The organism is Acinetobacter soli, assembly GCF_018139125.1.
Classification (GTDB): domain Bacteria; phylum Pseudomonadota; class Gammaproteobacteria; order Pseudomonadales; family Moraxellaceae; genus Acinetobacter; species Acinetobacter soli.
Genome location: NZ_CP073241.1, coordinates 2,006,120 through 2,024,244 on the forward strand (window position 1 = coordinate 2,006,120; position 18,125 = coordinate 2,024,244).

Here is an 18,125-nt window from a genome sequence, read left to right on the forward strand (position 1 = left end):
TCAATCAGGTGTCTTGAGCCAAACACAGCTTGAGTATAGCAACGCGACATCAATGCATTCCCCCATTGACGGAAATAACCTGACGGGTGATGTAGGATGCTTCATCGGAGCATAAAAACCGAACCAGACTGGCCACTTCGTTGGCTTGACCTAAGCGTTGCATTGGGATCATGGCTAAAGCATGCGACTTGACCTCTTCTGTGACCATCTCGGTTTCGATCAGTCCTGGTGCCACACAATTGACGGTGATTTTACGTTTGGCCAGTTCAAGAGATAAGGCCTTGGTTGCACCAATCAGTCCTGCTTTGGCTGCACTATAGTTGACCTGCCCTCGATTGCCCATCACGCCCGAAACAGAAGATAACGTCACAATACGGCCGCCCTTTCTCAGCTGAATCATCGGCATGATGATGGGTTTCAGTACATTGTAAAAACCATCGAGCGAAGTAGAAATCACTTGATCCCAGTCATCATCTAGCAGTGCCGGAAAGGCTGCATCACGGGTCAAGCCAGCATTGAGCACCACCCCGTAAAAAGCGCCATGCTGTTCAATAAAGGCCTCAAGTTGTTGCTTAGTTCGTTCACGATCGGTCACATCAAACATCAAGACATCACTACGACGTCCCAGCGCTCGAATCTCATCAGCAACGTGATTGGCTTCATCAATGCGTGAACGCGCATGCACCACCACATCGAAACCCGCCTGTGCCAACGCCAACGCAATCGCTTTTCCAATGCCTCGACTTGATCCTGTGACTAAAATACGTTTGTTCATATTTGACTCTGCTCTGGCGTCATTGAAGGAGGTTCATATACGGTAAGAACGGCACAAATACGATACTCACCCTCATCAATACAACACTCAAATTGTCCTAGGCCATCATGCATCGACTGTTTCTCAACCCGAATAGTCAACTGTGTCCCCAAGGCAAAAAATGGCACAGGCAGATTCAGCTTACGTGTCCCGAGCAAAAATCCCACCTTGGGCCCTGCGCTGTTTAAATGACCCTGATAACCTGAAAATGCACTAATGGTTTGTGCCATTAGTTCAATACTGGTCCAGGTGGGTAGCCCTTGTGCAGTACAAAACATTAAGTCCGGCTGAATGCTTAAACTTGCCACCGCATACGTATCGGTGATTTCAATCAGATCATCCACCAACAGCATCGGTGCCTCATGCGGAATATACTGGCTGGCTTTTTCTTGTAGGATCATTTTAGGCACCGTCCAAAAATCAAACTGACATTGCTGCCACCAAAAGCAAAGGAATTACTCATCACATAATTCAAAGTATGCGCATGATCATTAGCCATCACATAGCGCTGATCATTGAGTTCAGGGTCTAAGCCCTTATGTTGCTGATGGAGAGGCAGCCACGACTGATCAAGCAATACGTGCTGACAAATAAATGCTTCAATCGCGCCCGCAGCACCTAAACAGTGTCCGGTACGATGTTTGGTGCTACTCATTTGAGGGCCTTGTTTGCCAAAAACTTGACGCACTGCTTTGATTTCCATCTGGTCATTTTGCGGGGTTGCTGTGCCATGTAAATTCAGATAATCAATTTGTTCAGGCAAAATACCTGCTGTATCAAGTGCGCGCTGCATAGCCTGTGCTGCTCCAACACCCTCTGGGTGCGGTGCAGAAATATGCCAAGCATCCATCGATTCACCTACACCTACCAGCATAATCGGGGCCGACTCACGGGTGAGTAAAAATAACCCTGCTGCTTCTCCAATATTGATTCCGTCACGCTTATCGCCACAGGGCTGACAAATCTCGCGTGAAAGACTTTCTAAACTGTTAAAGCCATTTAGAGTGAGTCGGCAAAGCGTATCGACTCCACCCACCAACACTGCATCGACCAATCCAGCTTGAAGTAAACGCTGGCCGGAAATAAAAGCTTTGGCACTCGATGAACATGCTGTTGAAATGGTATAGGCAGGTCCTTGCCAGCCCAAATAGGCACGCAATCCTTTTGCCAATGCATTCATTTGTTGTTTGTGATGATTAATTTTGGCATGCGGCTGATCATGAAAATGGGCGGTAAAGAGTACCTCATTATCGGAAATACCAGACGTTGACGTTCCCACAACCACTGCCAATCGCGTTGAATCTAAGTGCGCTGTCATTTGACGAAGTGGCTTTTCAATTTGCTGTAATGCGGTAACAGCAAACCTAAGGTTACGTGATTGCCATTTTTCACATTCAGGTGGTAAATGCTCAACCATCTCACCGGTATAAGCACCCACCCAGACCTCGCGCTCTACAAGTAGATCCGAACGGAGGCTTAAACTCGGCGCAACATCCGAGCAGCCTAATTGTGTGCGCAGTTGACTCGGCTGGTCGCCCAATGCCGACAGGCTGGCACTCAGTTGTATCCCAACGGCAGCAGCATGGTGATGTTGATCTTGCATAATCATGGTTCTAGTTGGATTCTAAAGTGTTTTCAATAGATGAAAAGGTCATATGATACGGCACATGAATATTATCAAGGTCGATCGTGTCGGAGCTGTGCCGAAGATTCAATACTTTTTGATTTTGAATATAAACGTCTTGGCCAGTTGCGGTGGGTTTTACCGTTATCGTAGCGTTTGATTGCTTGGTAAAATCAGGATAAGTGGCCACCAGAATATCGCGGACTAAAAATTCAAATGGCAACAGTCGCATTTCATCAATTCGCTGCTTCACGATCACCCGACGGCCATCGTAGTCCACATCAAATAGTTGCTGTCCTGTCAAGGTCAATGCCACCATTTGCAATGCTTCGCCTTGCTGACGCTGATACAGCAAAAAACTAAACTGCTTGCTGCGCCAACGGACATCGACCTGATCCTGTCGGACGTAATCGCGATGTTGTTGCTGTAGTTGTGCCCACTGTGGCTGCGGCAATCCAGGTGCTTTGGGCATAAAGCTTTGACATGCACTCAGCACCGCCATGATTGCGCCAATCACCATCCATCGTCCGCATGCTTTTAAATACATCGGCATGACTTATACGACCTCCTGACGACAATATTCAGCCAAGTTACTCAAACGCCGTTTGGCATTTTTATGCATTGGATTCTTCATGTCCCAAGCGTAACCTGCCAATAATGAGGCAATCATGCGCTCAATCTCGTGATTTTTTTTGCTAGAAAATACGACATCCTGAAATTCACCTGAATACCATGCCTCGACATAGGCACGAAATACACTGATCCCCTCACGCAGCGGTTTTTCATACTCGTTCAGCCAATCGATACACTCACCTTGTAAATGACGCACAACCAAAGGCACCGCCAAACTCGATGATTTCATGGCAATGGTGACTCCCGACGAAAAAACCGGATCGAGAAACTCGCCTGCATTGCCAAGCAGTGCATAATTGGACTGGGCCAAATGTTTCACATTGGCGGAATATCCGGTCAGGCTATTTACAGGCATATCGAACTTCGCCTGCGCAAGAACCTTCGACAAACTCTGGTCATCGGCTAGAATGCGGCGCAATAAAGGTTCAGGTTGATCTTGCGCAGGATCATGGCTTAGGTATGTTTCAAAAAAGTCATGTTCAGCCACCACCCCAAAAGAGCTGCGACCATCCGCAAAGGGAATTAGCCAGTACCAAGCACGGCGGTCTTTATCATGCACTGTAATTAAAATCTTTTGACGATCAAAGGCAGGGTTATCGCCTATGCCATCTTCAATATGCGTAAACAATGCCCGACGAACAGGAAAGTTAGACGGCGACTCCAAATCAAGCAATTTGGGCAGCACGCGACCAAAACCACTGGCATCGAGTAAAAATTTGGCTTGAATTTGATAGCTTTGTCCATCTTCGCTGCGCACGGTCACGCACGGCTCGTTTGAGTCAACATCGACGCTGAGCACATCGTGTCCAAAGCGGAGATCAGCACCCAATTGTTGGGCTTGCTGCGCTAAAAGATGATCAAAGTCGCTGCGGCGAACTTGCCATGTGGTGCCTGGGCCATCACTAAATTTATCGGTGAAATCATAGAAACTACGTTCGGTTCCACGTAAAAAAGCGGCGCCATTCTTAAACTGAAAAGCGCAGGGTTCAACATGTGCTCGAATGGTCTCCAGCAGTCCTGCTTCTTCTAAAAACACCATACACTGCGGCAGTAGAGATTCGCCTATGGAAAAGCGCGGGAAATGTTGTTTCTCTAGCACAAGCACATTAAGGCCATACTGGCGTAGCAATGCAGCGGCCGAGCTTCCCGCTGGGCCAGCACCAATAATCACCACATCGGTGTATTCATTCGAGTGTTTTAAACTAGATGGCTGCATACGACACATGACCTGTAAATTTTAGTTATTGGACGGATAATGTGAAATCACCTGATGCGCTTCATCGGCTTTGGTAAATAGCGTCGCATATACAAAGGAAAAAATGACGCCAAACAAAACCGTCAGACCAAAACAATGAATTGCATAGGTATTGCTTAATGATAATAAACCAAAACCGAGCAAAGTCGACATCATACACAAGAATAATGCCATCCCCACGACCTGTGGATGATCGTGACCGTGACGATAGAAAATGGCATAGTCCACACCGATTCCAACAATCAAAAAGGTGGCCATAATACTAAACAGATTGATCTCGACACCAAGCCATGCCTGAATTGCAAAAGTCGTCAGTAAGGCCAGCGATACAGGCATCACCAACGGAACAACCGACCATGGCCCATAAATAGCACCCAATCCAACAGCCAAGGCGATCAATGCGTAAAACAGCAAATGCTGAGCCTGTATGCGGTGTTGTTGGAATAAATCTGACAATTCTTGTACGGGCTGCTGCAAAATAATCTGATTATTTTCCAGCGCACGTAATGAACTACTGTTCTGAATACCACTTAGCATGACCAGTCGTTCGGTCGGACTCACCTGCAAAAATGCCAGTGGATGCTCGCTAAATGCGTCTAAGGTCAGCGCAGGTGTCTTTCCAAGCTGTTGCTGCCAGCGTTGCAACGTCTCCAGCGGCAAACCCAGCGCTGTTGCGTAGTGTGCCAATTCAGTTGCTGGGATTGTTTTGAGCATTGCAATATGTTGCTGTTGCTGCGCTACCGTTGGAATCCATTGCCCGAGTGCCTGCACACCAGTCAACTGCCCTTTTGCCTGTAACTGCGCAAGCTGCCCTAGCAAACGCTGTTCGTTTTGTTGCATATGCTCGGGTGTATCGCCGCGCACAATAAAATATTCACTGCCTTGCTGTCCGGTAAAGCGACTACGCACATAGTGATCTTCCTGCTTAAGCATCTGATCCATGCTTTGCAAGTTGCGAATGTCATCATTAGGTTTTAAAAACAACAGACTGACACCACCAATTACAACAATCGAAAGCAGCGTCAGGTAGCGTACGCGTGTGTGCTGCAAGAACCAGACACGCACTTTGCCCACCCATGCCAAATGTCGAATAGCTGCTTCGGCATGCAATGGAGGCAATCGAGGCAATAGTAAAATGCTGGTGATCCACGCCGAGACCAGCCCCACAATAGAAAACACGGCAATCTGGCGAAAGCCCGGAAATGGCGTAATACTTAAAAACAGATAGGCCACCACAGTGGTCATAAGCCCCATAAACAAGCTGGGCAATAGCGGTTTTAAAACGGCAAATCCATTGAGCTTGCGATGTTGTGACTGCATCGCCATAAAGTAAAAAGAAAAATCGACACATACCCCGATCAAACTTGCGCCGAATACCAAGGTCATCAGATGTATTTCAGAAAAAATCCAGTGAGTGACAGCAAAAGCCACCAAACTGCCTGTAGTGACGGCAATAAACTCGGTAAGAAGTGGGCGAAGTGAACGAAAGCCAAACCAGACCAGAAACACCAATCCTAGCGTAGAGCCTAAGCCAATCGTGGAAATTTCTTGTTTGGCCGACTGGGTACCATAATTGGCAAACAGTAACGTACCTGTCCAGTGACTGGTCACCTGCATGCGATTCAACTGTTGTCGAGTCGTATCGATCCATGCCGATACTTGCTCTTGATAGTCGATATTGTACGGGCTTTTGCTCAGATTCAAGGTAAATAAGCGAGAGATTTTTCCCTGCTCATGCAGCGTGGCAAAACCATTTTCCAGTTCAATATTGCTGCTTTGCAGGTGCTGTGCATTGGCCATCAGATAGCGACTAAACAGCATGAATGGATCTTGGGTTAGTCCTTCTGCTGTCACGGGCATACCCGGCGTCATCAATTGCAGCAAACTTTTTTCGGTCAGTGCGGCATAGTCCTGCTTTTGTAGCAGGGCTTGATCCTCTGGGCTAAGCAGGCCATCACGATGCTGGTACATCACTCGACCAATCTGCTCTAAGTCGGCTTGAGGCTTTAAGGGTGTAAACAACGGATTATGCTGTAATGACTGCTGTAAACTTTGCGTAGCCTGCTGCATCTGCGCGGGTGTCTTGGCATCGAGCACTAAAAATACGGTCTGGTTGAGCTGTCCCGCGACATACTGTTGCGTACGTTCTAACTGGGTATCCTGACTGAGTTTTGGCAGTAGGGCAAAAACATTGGTTTGAATATGAATGTCTTTTTTTAACCATGCAACGCCCAAGATTAGGCTAATGACCAGTAAGATCATGAGCCATACCAAGCCGAGCTTATTTTGCCAATTGGAAAAGTGCATTTTCATGAGCAGTGAGTGTCGCAGGTTGGGCGCGTTGTTGGCTAAAATTCAGAACAGTGCTGTTATTGCCTTTTTCAACAATCACGATTTGGTTAATAAATTGCTGACCATTTAAATCTACTTGTGAAAAAAGCTTTTTAAATAAAGTACTTTTTGGCGTCATTTGAATCGACCAGCCTTGTGGATTGATCTTGGCCTGCGTCACATTAAAGTGCTGATCCAATACTGCTGGATTACCCGACATCAATTGTAAAAACAATGTCGCCACAGAACCATAAGGTGATTTGGCCACATCTAACTGACTCATGCTTTTACTGGTTTTTTGAATCAGCTTGGTCGGTGTGACCACAATATCGGCTTGTACAGGACGCTGTAACTGCCACAGCACACCGCTGTTTTTTGAAAATACGAGCTGACCTGTCGAAACAAAAGTTTTATTTAACGACGCCAGCTTCTTTTTTTGCTCAAAATCAGCACGTACTGTCGAGGTTTGTGCCAGTTGTTTAAAGATCTGGTTTACCTCAGGCGATGCAGCATGCGCATTGTTGAAAAGAACGATACCCAATAACAATGCACTCAAAACCGCCATCACGGCGCTGTGCCAGCGATGTGCCACATGACCAAAATACTGTGTACTCATGCTTATGACTCCTTTGAAGGATGGAAGTCGGCCCATGCATTCAAACGCTCAAACAAGATTTTGGGCGACTGAAAACACATGGCTTTGCTCTGGATATCCACTGCCACTTGTGTCGTATAGCCTTTGGTTAGACGTTGACCTGTTTCATTGTCGAAGATCACATACTCGATTTTCAAACGAGTCTCCCATTCTTTTAAAATGGCGCGAACCCGAATTTTTTGCTGAAACTGAATGCCTTGCACATATTTGACATGGCTTTCAATCACTGGCCAGAGATAGCCCGAGGCTTGCATTTGCCGATAGTTATAATCAAATTGATCCAACAATTTACAGCGCGCAATTTCGAAGTATTTCAAATAATAGCCGTGCCAGACCACATTCATGGCATCCACATCGTGAAAAGGCACTTCAATGATAACCTCAGCCTGCATATTGCTGCTCCTGTTGCTGCATCCAAGATGTATTGGACAATTCAAAGTTGGCGAAACGATCAACAATCTGTTGCAGTTCGGTTTGCAATGGTCGGTCTTCAATGAGTAAATCAAATGAGGCTAAAGTCCAATCGCGAAATGAGCCCAATACAGGACTAATCTGAGCCGAACGTCCTTTTAAATGCAGTGCTTGTACACTGGCACAGCACAGCGCTGCCATCACCTGCTCGGTTAATGCAATCACACGACTTGCATCTCGGGCGGCAATGGTGCCCATACTGACTTTATCTTGGTTATGACATTCGGTAGAACGAGAAAAAATTGAAGCCGACAATGTATGTTTTAAGGCTTCTGCAGTCCAAGCAGATACGGCAATCTGAACCGCTTTAAAGCCATGATTGAGCGGCAAACGCTCTGCTGTGGCACCCGTCAGATTACGCGGTAGGCCGTGATTCATTTTATGATCGACCAATTGCGCCAGCTGACGATCCATCAAATCGGCCAGATTGGCCACCATGATTTTCATGCTGTCCATGGCCTGTGCAATATGCCCGCCATAGAAATGACCGCCGTGCAAGACCCGTAACTGATCGGGATCAATCAACGGATTGTCATTGCTTGAATTGAGTTCATTTTCGATAAATTGACGTAGCCAGACTTTTGAATCTTCAAATACACCAATCACATGAGGCGCACAACGTAGCGAGTAACGATCTTGCAGACGCGGACTTTGCGCCGCTGTTTGAGCCGCCTCGTTAAGCCACGTACGCAATTGTGCCGCGATTTTTTGCTGACCCGGATGCGGTTTTTGAGCAAATAAAACTTCATCAAAATGGCTAGGATTACCGTCGAGTGCGACCACATTCAGTGCAGTAACCAAGGTCGCCGCCGTACTCAATTGTGCTGCACGCATATAATTCAGACAGGCCAGCGCGGTCATGACTGCCGTTCCGTTCATCAGTGCCAACCCCTCTTTGGGGCGTAACACCAACGGCTGTATGCCTTTTGCACGATACACATCGGCCACAGGCACGATTTCACCCTGATAATAGACTTCACGTTCGCCAATCAGGGTTGCAGCAATATAAGACAGCGGTGTCAGATCACCACTTGCGCCTACCGAGCCTTCCGAGGGAATAACCGGAATAATATTTTCATTGAGCATCCATGTGAGACGTTCAAGCAGCGTTAGTGATACGCCCGAAAAGCCGCGTGCCAATGAGCATAAGCGCACCAAGACCACCGCACGGGCACTCACCAGATCCAGATTTTGCCCTAGTCCGCAGCCGTGAAAGCGTGATAAATGCAGCGGCAACTCATGCACTTGATGTGCAGGCACATTGACCAAGCAAGAATCACCATAACCTGTGGTCACACCATAGATAACACCATCTCGTTGCAGCAAGTCATCCAGAAAGTCTGCTCCACGCTGGATACGCCCGCGCCACTCGGTATCGTTCGGCAAGGCCACCATGGCCCCCGCATGTGCAACCTGAACCACGTCTTCAATCTGAAGTGGCTGTAGTCCAACGGTAATGGGTGTGCTGGCTGCGATCTTCAAATTATTTGTTCCAAAAATGATAAAAGTTAAACCATTGATACGGTGCGCGTAGGCAATGCTGCTCTAATAATGCAACATAGCGCGCTGTGACCTGTTGCATGGCGTGCAGACGATCTTTTCGAGATAAATTGACGACATCAGCAATCTTATGCACATGTACTTCAAACTGCTGCTGATGTCGATAACAAAACACGGCTAAAACCGGCACCTTGAGTAAGCTGGCCAGTATCCAGGCGCCTTGTGGCCATGTGGCTTCACGTCCTAAAAATGCAAGATGCTGAACGCGATCAGAATCTACAGGCGTTCGATCTGCCGCAATAATCACCCATTCCCCTTGTTTGAGTTTTTCTTCAAGTAAAATGGCGGTTTCAAGTCCAAGTTCATCGACTGAAATTAGATTGACATCGACCTGATCATTGAGACGTTTTAAAAAGCGATTAAATTCAGTGGCATTTTTTTGATACACCAAAATCGTGACTTTCTGCGGATGTTCCGCTTTAATCGCTCGAAATAATTCGATATTACCAAAATGAGACACCACCATTAAGGTACCTTTTTGATAGGCTTCACGAAAATGCTGATCGCCAAATAGCTTTAATTTTTGTTCGGGAACATCGCCCAGCCAGCCTTCCATTTTATCTAAAATACATTCACCGAAATTCATAAAATGACGGTAGCTGTGTAGCCATGAAGGCGCCGAAATAAAGGGCGAACGCGCACCAGCAAACTGGTGTAATTGCCTTAAATAAGCCAGCGATGCCTGACGTGCAGTCACCGCAAATAGCCAGTACCATGCAATCACGATAAGCATCAATTTGCGGCAGAGCCAGCGCCCGCCCAAGCGATAAAAATACAGCACGACCATCAGCAGGCTTGAACTGCCACGCTCTCGGATTTTGCTCCAATCTTGTGTCGGCTGCTGCATATTTAGCCCTTAATTTTTTGTTTCAACAATCGTGGTAAGCGCTTGAGCATACCGCCCACCAAGCGAATATGTGCCTGCGTCACCCCAATATTGTCACGCAACAAATGATAGTGCGAGATTCCATCATCAGGGTAAATCACAGGCGTTGGTACATTAATAAAATGCAGATTTTCCCATTTGAGACGTACTAAAATTTCGGTATCGAAGCCCATACGCGGTTGGAACTTGCTTGCTTGAATCAGTTTAAGGGTGGGTGCCAGCGGATAAACGCGAAAACCACACATACTGTCTTTAATCTCAAACGATAAACTTTGAATCCAGACCAAAATATGCGTCAGATAACGTCCATACAAACGTTCTTTCGGGATGGAGTCATCAAATATAGGCTGCCCGATAATCACGCGATCGGGATATTGCTGCGAGACCGTCAGAAATTTTTCAATATCATCCCAGTGGTGTTGGCCATCGCAATCGATTTGTAAGGCATGGGTCAGGCCCAACTGATCGGCATAGATCAGGCCTGTGATGACGGCCTGCCCTTTGCCCTGATTATATGGATGTTCGAGCAGATGAACCTTGATGTATTTCTGATCCAGCTCACGCATCTTTTGGGTACAATGGGCATCACTGCCGTCATTAATCAAAATGATCTGCAAATCGAATTGATCAAGCGTGGCCACGAGCTGATCCAAATGGTGCGGATGATTAAACACCGGAACAATAAAACCATAATTCGTCATGTTAAACATCCTGACCCAAATCTGTTTCGATAAAGCTTAAACGTCCAGTGGCCATGCTGGTTTGAGCTTGAGCAAATGTATAGCTGATCTTGTTGGCCTTACGTATCAGCGTTAACTCAACAATAGAATATGGCAAAATTGCCTGCTGAAATTTCACTTGTTCATAACCATTGCACCACACCAAATCTGGCCAAACCTCCCGAGCAAAGGCTTCGGCACAGCCAATTAAGGCTACGCCCGGATAAACAGGTTGATTCGGAAAATGCCCTTTAAAGCATTTCAGTTCTGGCACAAATTCCAGCCGATAACGCCAAGCCTCATCGCATGATAGGCGCTGAAGTATCACAGGCTGCTGCATCGACTTAAAAAGCCGCTTTAAATACCGATGATCGAGCTTGGACTGCGTATTGTGTGGCAGCTCTGTTAAAAAGCGCCACAAACGTGGAATTGCAATAGGCTCCAGCGCTTCTTGCAATGCCTGTTTAATTTTTGCCACCCAGTACTGCTTGCCTTCGGTGCTCAACTGTTGATGTGCTTCTTCATGCAACACTACAATACAGGCCAGCAACTGACGCTGCTGACGATCGATCAATAATGCATGGCACTGCTTGACCCATGATAATGTGGCAATCGCCTGCTCAATGGCATCTAAACTCAGACGTTTCTCTTCAAGTTTAATCAATCGGTCGGCACGTCCGCCCAAATGAAAGCCATGCCCCAAATGATCCGAATCTGCCCATACAGCCAAATCACCCGTGATGATCCAGTCATCGGTATGCGCATGCGCGGTTTGCACCATTAAATGTTGCTGATCGATACGAATCTGAACATCGTCAAATGCCCGCCATGGGTGCAAATCCTGATCCCGAAAGGCAATCCCACCGGTTTCAGAACTCCCCAGAATTTCAGTAATCGTAAAATCGACCTGTGCACGCACACCATCATCGAGTTTGCCTCCCGATGAAAAGACGATCTCGTTCCGACTCAAGGTGTGATCTGCAGGCCATCGCTTGAGCAATGCAGGGCTTGAAATCAATATATTCGCGATTCCCTGCGCAGCAAAAGCATTCTGAACAGCAAGGATTTCTTCAGGAAATGTCAATTGAGGCGCATAGAAACTCCGTCCACCGACCAAGGGCCAAAGTACTTTAAACAGCAGGCCATAAATATGCTGATGGCTAACTGTTGCCAAGCTGACGGCCGTAGGCGAAATTGCAAATGTTGCATGAAGCCCGATTACCTCAAGCAGCAATTGCTCGAGCGTTCGTGCAATGAGCTTTGGCTCTCCGGTCGAACCTGAGGTATAAAAATCAATTTGAGCCCGAGCAGCAAAATTCGGACTGACATCCAATACGAGCGGCGCAAGAGTACGGTCAACTTCCTGACGACTTAAAAAATAAATCGATTCAGCTTTAAATTTCTGTTCAAGCTGCGCCACTTTGTGTGGCGGCAAACGTAAATGCTTTCCAGCCTGCAAAGCGGCAAAGAAAAGCACCAGAAAGTCATAGCTGTCTTGTTCCCAGAGCGCCCAAACAGGCTCGATCCGCTGGGCAATCCAGGCGGCTTGCTCAGCCACATCCTGCCAGAAATCGGCAAATGATATGGGGTGTAAGTCTCGGTTAAAGGCCAGAGGCAAAGTTGACGCTATACGCTGACTTAAAAGATCATTCATTATTGTGCTGCAAACGCTGGTGGCGTTTTCTTAAAATAAATTCGCCAATTAATAAAATTCCCATGAGGACATAGGAAATAAAACCATTATAAAGTACCCAGATCTCGGTGGACGCATACACACTGGTCCACCATGAAATGGCCGCATTGAGAATAAAAAAACCACACCATACAAAGGTCACTCGGCGCGTCCACTGTACGCCCGAGGCTGGTAAGTCAGGCTGCATGATTCGGGCAAAACGTTCAATCATGGAAGGTGGGCGCCACAAGGTCGATGCAAAAATGGCAAAGGCCCCCAGACTGGTCAATACAGGATAGACTTTTAGCCACATATGGTCATTAAACAAGACGCTCATGGCACCACACACCACAGTAAATAGACTGAGAGGCCATAAAAAAGCGCTACTTTTGACCAGTAAACGTAGTAAACCAAGCGCAATCAGCATAATACTGACTGCCATAAAGCTGCCTCGGGCCAGACTCCAGCCGACCAAAAAGGGATAAGCCACAAACATAAGGGCAATCAACACCTGCATTAATTTTTGCATGGATGGGCGATTCCTATTTCATATTTGTGGATGAGTCCACTTCGATATCGACCAATGTCACCAGCATGAATGTTTATCACCATCATGCAGTCGCCCCGTGCGTATCACTCATATCCGTCAGGCTTTTTGCTGACTTTCAACCAAAGCCACCAAGCTCTGGATCGAACGAAAATGCTGTTTGGTTTCATCCGATTCAGCATTCAAATGAATGTTGTAGCGTTTTTTAAGGGCCAAACCCAGCTCCAAGGCATCAATAGAATCGAGCCCCAAGCCTTCACCAAAAAGCGGTGCAGTATCATCAATGTCAGCGGCTTGAATATCTTCCAATGCCAATACATCAATGATCATTTGTTTTAATTCATTCGCAAGATTGCTCATGTAAATCACTCATACCAAAAATCTGACCGATACCGATTGAAAGCGTAAACACATCTAAATGCGACACTTAAACCAGCGAAAAAAGTTGAAAACTGTCTTGTTGATCGAGAATGTTCAACCCATCACGCGACCTTCTTGCATTTTTGTTAAATTGACAGGCCCACGTCGCACCATTATAGCCTGCATTTATCGATTCGCGTGTACTGCGATGCAGTTTTGATGCGTCACAATTTGCCATCATCCGTGAAACGTTCGGGAATATTGTGCGATAAACGTGGAACACAATCATGAATAAATTGATGAGATCTTGCATCAGAAATGTAATCAGGCCAACACGCTGCACCATCGCGATAAATGCTACTACTTCAGCTTGTGCCAGCCGCGCCATGCGTGTTGTTCCGATGCATTCCAAAACGCATAAAAGCCAAGTGCTTCTATTTCCTGCGAAGAGATTAATCCTTCAAGCGATAAATTTGGCGCCTCCAAGCTGACCACTGCCGACATGGCAAAGGCGTCAAATGTCACTTTATCATCGTAAATCTCTGGCAATGGCTCTTCGTAAAACACCACCATAACGCGTTTTACCTGCGGTTGTGTTTTTAAAATGGCGTAGGCTTCAATCATGGCTTTCGACCATGAGCAACTTAAGCTCGTCGAAATAGTGTCATCTTGACATAAAATCGAATATAGGCCGCCAATGGCATTATGAACCGATGTTGAAAACTGCGTAGGTGATGGGGTCTGGTCGGTCAAAACATCTTTTAAGATGCCATAGGTTTTGGTTTCATCGCCATAACATGAAGCCCAGACAATATAGTCGACTGCTTGCTCATTCACGGTCTCGATGGCCACATTTAAGGCCAGCTTGGCCAATGCCGAAAGTCTCCGACGCTGCATGGCGGGTACAGATTCTAAAGCACTTAGCCCCTCACCAGCATAACAATGTCGTAAAGAAGAAAGATGAAGTTTGAGCATGTAAAATTTCAGCCTATTTTCATTATTGTGTTGAAACCGCACGAATTATAGCATTAGTCGATTCAGTAAAAACAAACGCTAAAGGCGATGCATGAGGATGCATCCACACAAACACGCAATAAAAAACCCCGAACATGTTCGGGGTTTCTCGATTGAGCAATTAACGCTTAAATTTCTTCTCGGCTTTCTTGAACTTCTGTACATAACGACGACGACGAGCAGCCACACGTTCATCGACTTGCGATTTACGCCCTTCAAATGGGTTTTCAGAGGTTTTAAAGTCGATGCGAACAGGTGTACCCTCAAGCTTGTATACTTTACGGAATACATTTTCGAGGTAACGGCGATAATCCGCTGGTGTTTTATCAACCTTGTTTCCGTGAATCACAATCGTTGGTGGATTTTGTCCGCCCATATGCGCATAACGCATTTTGATACGACGACCGCTCACCATTGGAGGTTGATGCGCTTCGGTGGCATCATTCAAAATCTGGGTCAGTTTGGCTGGCGAAACTTTCAGATTTGCCGACTCGTAAGCACGGTGAATCGATGGATACAGCTCACCAACACCTGTGCCATGTAAAGCAGAGATCAAGTGAATTTTTGCCCATGGAATAAAGTCAAAACGGCGCTCGACATCAAGCTTACATTGCTTGCGGTCATATTCGGTCATGTTATCCCATTTATTAATGGCAATCACCATGGCACGGCCAGCTTCAAGCGCATAACCGATCAAGTGTAAGTCTTGCTCGACAATGCCTTCACGCGCATCGACCACCACCACGACCACATGCGCATCTTTCATGGCTTGTAGCGTCTTAACGACCGAGAATTTCTCAATCATTTCATCGACTTTACCCTTACGACGCACACCCGCAGTGTCGATCAGCGTATATTGACGTCCATCACGCTCAAATGGAATATAAATCGAGTCACGCGTTGTGCCTGGCTGGTCAAATGCCACTACACGCTCTTCACCTAACAGGCGATTGACCAAGGTCGATTTACCCACATTCGGGCGACCAATAATCGCCAAACGCAAGCCTGTGGCTTTGTCGTGTTCTTCAGGATTTTCATCTTCAGGCACATCTACTAGCACATCTTCAAGCATTTGTGCCACGCCACGACCATGGCTGGCCGCCACATGTAACGGCTCACCAAAGCCAAGTTTGTAAAACTCAACCACAGCGGCTTCTGCATGTACTCCGTCTACTTTGTTGGCTACAAGGTAGACTTTTTTACCTAAGCTACGAATTTCACGTGCGATTTGCTCATCCGATGCCAACAGACCTGCACGGGCATCGACCACAAAAATGATGATGTCTGCTTCATGAATGGCTGTTTTGGATTGTTCAGCCATGTAGGCATCAATGCCCGCCTCACCCTCACCAATACCACCGGTATCGACAACAATAAATGATTTATTTTGGTAAACCGCATCACCATATTTACGGTCACGGGTAAGCCCTGCAAAATCAGCCACGAGTGCATCACGACTCTTGGTAATCTGGTTAAACAATGTTGATTTTCCGACATTCGGACGACCAATGAGCGCAATAACGGGTTTCATAGAGTAACCTTTTTCAAGATCTGCCATCTCTCATGGCATCTGCATCAGAAACGATAAATAAGGAAGACAAAAGGCCAGAGGCCCAAATAAAAATACGGGGTTTTGAATGGTTTAGTATTCAAAATACCCCGATGAATTTGATAAGCGTTTCGCCGAGCGGCTAGTTTAACACAAGCTGAGGAAAAATTAACGTACTTCCCAGATGGTTAAGGCACCTTTTGCGGTAGAGGTATATAAATGACCGTCTACTACACGCAGCGAACTGACTTCTCCACGTGTTTTGGCACGCCCGATGAGCTGACCAGAATTTGGATTGATCAAATGGATCACGCCATCTAGATCACCCACCACCAAGTCTTTTCCTAGCATAACAGGATTACTTAACTGACGATTGAGCAGTACATCACTTTCCCAGAGCTTCGAACCTGTACCTAAATCAAAGGCACTGAGTTTACCGTCGCTTTGCGAAATAAACACTTTGTTGTCATAGACAGCCGGGCGCTTGTTACTGCTTGAATCCTGATTCCACACCACACTCAAATTGGTGAGGTCAGTAACCGTTACTTGACCTTGATAACTCACCGTCACCAAATATTGGCCAGAAACGACCGGATCACCATCGATGTCGATCAGGCGCTGTACGTCAGAACGTCCTTCACTTACAGCAACGCGGCGCTGAAAACGTGGAATACCGCTGATGACGTCAATACCATAAACATAGCCGTTGGCACTGGCCGCAACAACTGTACGGTCGTCAAGCATGACAGGTGATGGCTGGCCGCGCAAACTAAATTGGATGCTTGGCATTTTGTAGGTCCAGACCTGCTGACCTGTGGCAGCATCGTGTGCAAACACTGTACCATCATTGGCGATGGTGGTGACGCGTCCTTGATAAATCAGAGACGGACTAAGCACAGCACCACTAAGCTGTACTTTCCACTTTTGCTCACCCGTTTGCTGATCAAGCGCGAAAAGTTCACCTTTTGCAGTCCCGACCACGACAATACCTTCACCTGCGACCGTACCCGCAGTCAGACGATGCTTGGTCACACGTGTAGTCCAGAGGCGATCTTTACCACGATATGCCGAAACTTTACCTTTCGGATCTGGTACAAAAATGACTCCATTGACATTATCAAGCTGAAGACGCAAAGGATCTGCCTTAGGCATTGATGACACACGTTGAGAAAAAACAGGTACGAGCGCTTGCGTTTGCGTCTGTGCAAGTTTAGGCAAAGGATTCGGCTTGGCCTCTTCCTTTTTTAACTTGTTGGTTGAACAACCGACTAAGGCGGCTGATACAATCATTAATGCAAACGGAAATTTATACTTTATATCCATTAAGACTCATCCACCTGTGTGTCTAGAATCGGGCGCTCGATCTCAGGATCATCTACTAAAACGCCTACACTTTCGAGTTTAATTTGTAAAATTTGACGCTCTTGTTTACGTTCTAGCAAAACATCCCATGCACTTTGATACGCCTTGCGAGCAGAAGCGATATCATTTTTTGCAACGTAGACATCGCCGCGAGCTTCTTCAGCTGTGGCTTTGAATGCTGGATCGGTAACAGATGATAGCGTTTTTAACGCCTCATCATACTTCTTTTGCGCAAGTTGCGCATTAGATAAACGTAATTTGATGAGTTGCACAAGCCCTTCATCATTTATTTTTGTAGTCTCGATTTTTTTCAGCGATTTTTCGGCGCCTGCATAATCACCTTTGTCGTAGGCAATTTTAGCCAGCATGAATTCAACTTGAATCGCTTGAATTGAATCTGGTGCATCTTTGACAATCTTGTCTGCTGCTGCATAAAGATTATTGAGTGCATCTGGATTCGATTCAGCCGCTTGCGCCTGATCCATCAGTTGCTGAACTTTTGCGGTACGAGTCTGGTTTTCAGCCAAGGTTTTCTTTTGCCAATACTGCCAACCCAAAAAGGCAATGAGCGCAATAAGGATCCCGATAATAAGAGCTGAACCATATTTTTTACTGAACGACTTCAAGTTATCGAGTTGTTCTTCTTCACTTAATGCGCTCATGCGTGTGTCCT

General features: G+C 46.4%; 19 protein-coding genes. All 19 read right to left on the reverse strand.

Translation table 11 applies throughout. From position 1 onward, the window contains the following. Positions 1-49: 49 nt before the first annotated feature. Positions 50-775, reverse strand: a complete 726-nt coding sequence (locus tag KCV09_RS09255; protein ID WP_004932979.1) for a 3-ketoacyl-ACP reductase FabG2 — start codon at positions 773-775, stop codon at positions 50-52. Continuing rightward, positions 772-1,215, reverse strand: a complete 444-nt coding sequence (locus KCV09_RS09260) for an ApeP family dehydratase (protein ID WP_151815177.1) — start codon at positions 1,213-1,215, stop codon at positions 772-774. Before KCV09_RS09260 ends, KCV09_RS09255 begins: the two co-directional genes overlap by 4 nt. Next, on the reverse strand, positions 1,212-2,417 hold the full coding sequence (locus KCV09_RS09265; protein WP_151815176.1) for a beta-ketoacyl-[acyl-carrier-protein] synthase family protein: 1,206 nt from the start codon (positions 2,415-2,417) through the stop codon (positions 1,212-1,214). Before KCV09_RS09265 ends, KCV09_RS09260 begins: the two co-directional genes overlap by 4 nt. Positions 2,418-2,427: 10 nt before the next feature. Continuing rightward, positions 2,428-2,991 (reverse strand): DUF3261 domain-containing protein, encoded by a 564-nt coding sequence (locus tag KCV09_RS09270; protein ID WP_212515074.1) that lies wholly within the window; start codon positions 2,989-2,991, stop codon positions 2,428-2,430. A gap of 3 nt (positions 2,992-2,994) precedes the next feature. Next, positions 2,995-4,287 carry an NAD(P)/FAD-dependent oxidoreductase gene (locus KCV09_RS09275; protein WP_212515075.1) on the reverse strand — a complete coding sequence of 431 codons (1,293 nt, stop codon included), beginning with the start codon at positions 4,285-4,287 and terminating at the stop codon, positions 2,995-2,997. A 21-nt stretch (positions 4,288-4,308) separates the two neighbouring features. Beyond that, positions 4,309-6,633 carry an MMPL family transporter gene (locus KCV09_RS09280; protein WP_212515766.1) on the reverse strand — a complete coding sequence of 775 codons (2,325 nt, stop codon included), beginning with the start codon at positions 6,631-6,633 and terminating at the stop codon, positions 4,309-4,311. Then, entirely contained in the window at positions 6,608-7,225 is a 618-nt protein-coding gene (locus tag KCV09_RS09285) for a LolA family protein (RefSeq protein ID WP_370685087.1), read from the reverse strand. Before KCV09_RS09285 ends, KCV09_RS09280 begins: the two co-directional genes overlap by 26 nt. A gap of 50 nt (positions 7,226-7,275) precedes the next feature. Next, complete coding sequence (locus KCV09_RS09290; protein ID WP_055414434.1) at positions 7,276-7,704, reverse strand: acyl-CoA thioesterase; 429 nt, start codon at positions 7,702-7,704, stop codon at positions 7,276-7,278. Further along, complete coding sequence (locus KCV09_RS09295) at positions 7,694-9,241, reverse strand: HAL/PAL/TAL family ammonia-lyase (RefSeq protein WP_171497695.1); 1,548 nt, start codon at positions 9,239-9,241, stop codon at positions 7,694-7,696. The genes KCV09_RS09290 and KCV09_RS09295 overlap by 11 nt, the downstream gene beginning before the upstream one ends. Before the next feature lie 25 nt (positions 9,242-9,266). Beyond that, entirely contained in the window at positions 9,267-10,190 is a 924-nt protein-coding gene (locus KCV09_RS09300; protein WP_151815172.1) for an LpxL/LpxP family acyltransferase, read from the reverse strand. Between the two features lie 2 nt (positions 10,191-10,192). Continuing rightward, positions 10,193-10,930 (reverse strand): glycosyltransferase family 2 protein, encoded by a 738-nt coding sequence (locus KCV09_RS09305; RefSeq protein ID WP_004932947.1) that lies wholly within the window; start codon positions 10,928-10,930, stop codon positions 10,193-10,195. A gap of 1 nt (position 10,931) precedes the next feature. Then, positions 10,932-12,602, reverse strand: coding sequence for an AMP-binding protein (locus KCV09_RS09310; RefSeq protein ID WP_151815171.1), 1,671 nt, complete (start codon positions 12,600-12,602; stop codon positions 10,932-10,934). Beyond that, positions 12,595-13,149, reverse strand: a complete 555-nt coding sequence (locus tag KCV09_RS09315; RefSeq protein WP_004932942.1) for a COG4648 family protein — start codon at positions 13,147-13,149, stop codon at positions 12,595-12,597. Before KCV09_RS09315 ends, KCV09_RS09310 begins: the two co-directional genes overlap by 8 nt. A 117-nt stretch (positions 13,150-13,266) precedes the next feature. Continuing rightward, on the reverse strand, positions 13,267-13,527 hold the full coding sequence (locus tag KCV09_RS09320) for a phosphopantetheine-binding protein (protein ID WP_004932939.1): 261 nt from the start codon (positions 13,525-13,527) through the stop codon (positions 13,267-13,269). 67 nt (positions 13,528-13,594) lie between these two features. Further along, positions 13,595-13,915, reverse strand: coding sequence for a hypothetical protein (locus KCV09_RS09325; protein WP_212515076.1), 321 nt, complete (start codon positions 13,913-13,915; stop codon positions 13,595-13,597). Further along, positions 13,888-14,502, reverse strand: a complete 615-nt coding sequence (locus KCV09_RS09330) for a beta-ketoacyl synthase chain length factor (RefSeq protein WP_025095397.1) — start codon at positions 14,500-14,502, stop codon at positions 13,888-13,890. The genes KCV09_RS09325 and KCV09_RS09330 overlap by 28 nt, the downstream gene beginning before the upstream one ends. 160 nt (positions 14,503-14,662) lie before the next feature. Next, entirely contained in the window at positions 14,663-16,072 is a 1,410-nt protein-coding gene (gene der / locus KCV09_RS09335; RefSeq protein WP_025095396.1) for a ribosome biogenesis GTPase Der, read from the reverse strand. A gap of 186 nt (positions 16,073-16,258) precedes the next feature. Continuing rightward, positions 16,259-17,413, reverse strand: coding sequence for an outer membrane protein assembly factor BamB (gene bamB / locus KCV09_RS09340; RefSeq protein ID WP_004932930.1), 1,155 nt, complete (start codon positions 17,411-17,413; stop codon positions 16,259-16,261). Continuing rightward, on the reverse strand, positions 17,413-18,114 hold the full coding sequence (locus tag KCV09_RS09345; RefSeq protein ID WP_004932928.1) for a YfgM family protein: 702 nt from the start codon (positions 18,112-18,114) through the stop codon (positions 17,413-17,415). Before KCV09_RS09345 ends, bamB begins: the two co-directional genes overlap by 1 nt. Positions 18,115-18,125 lie beyond the last annotated feature (11 nt).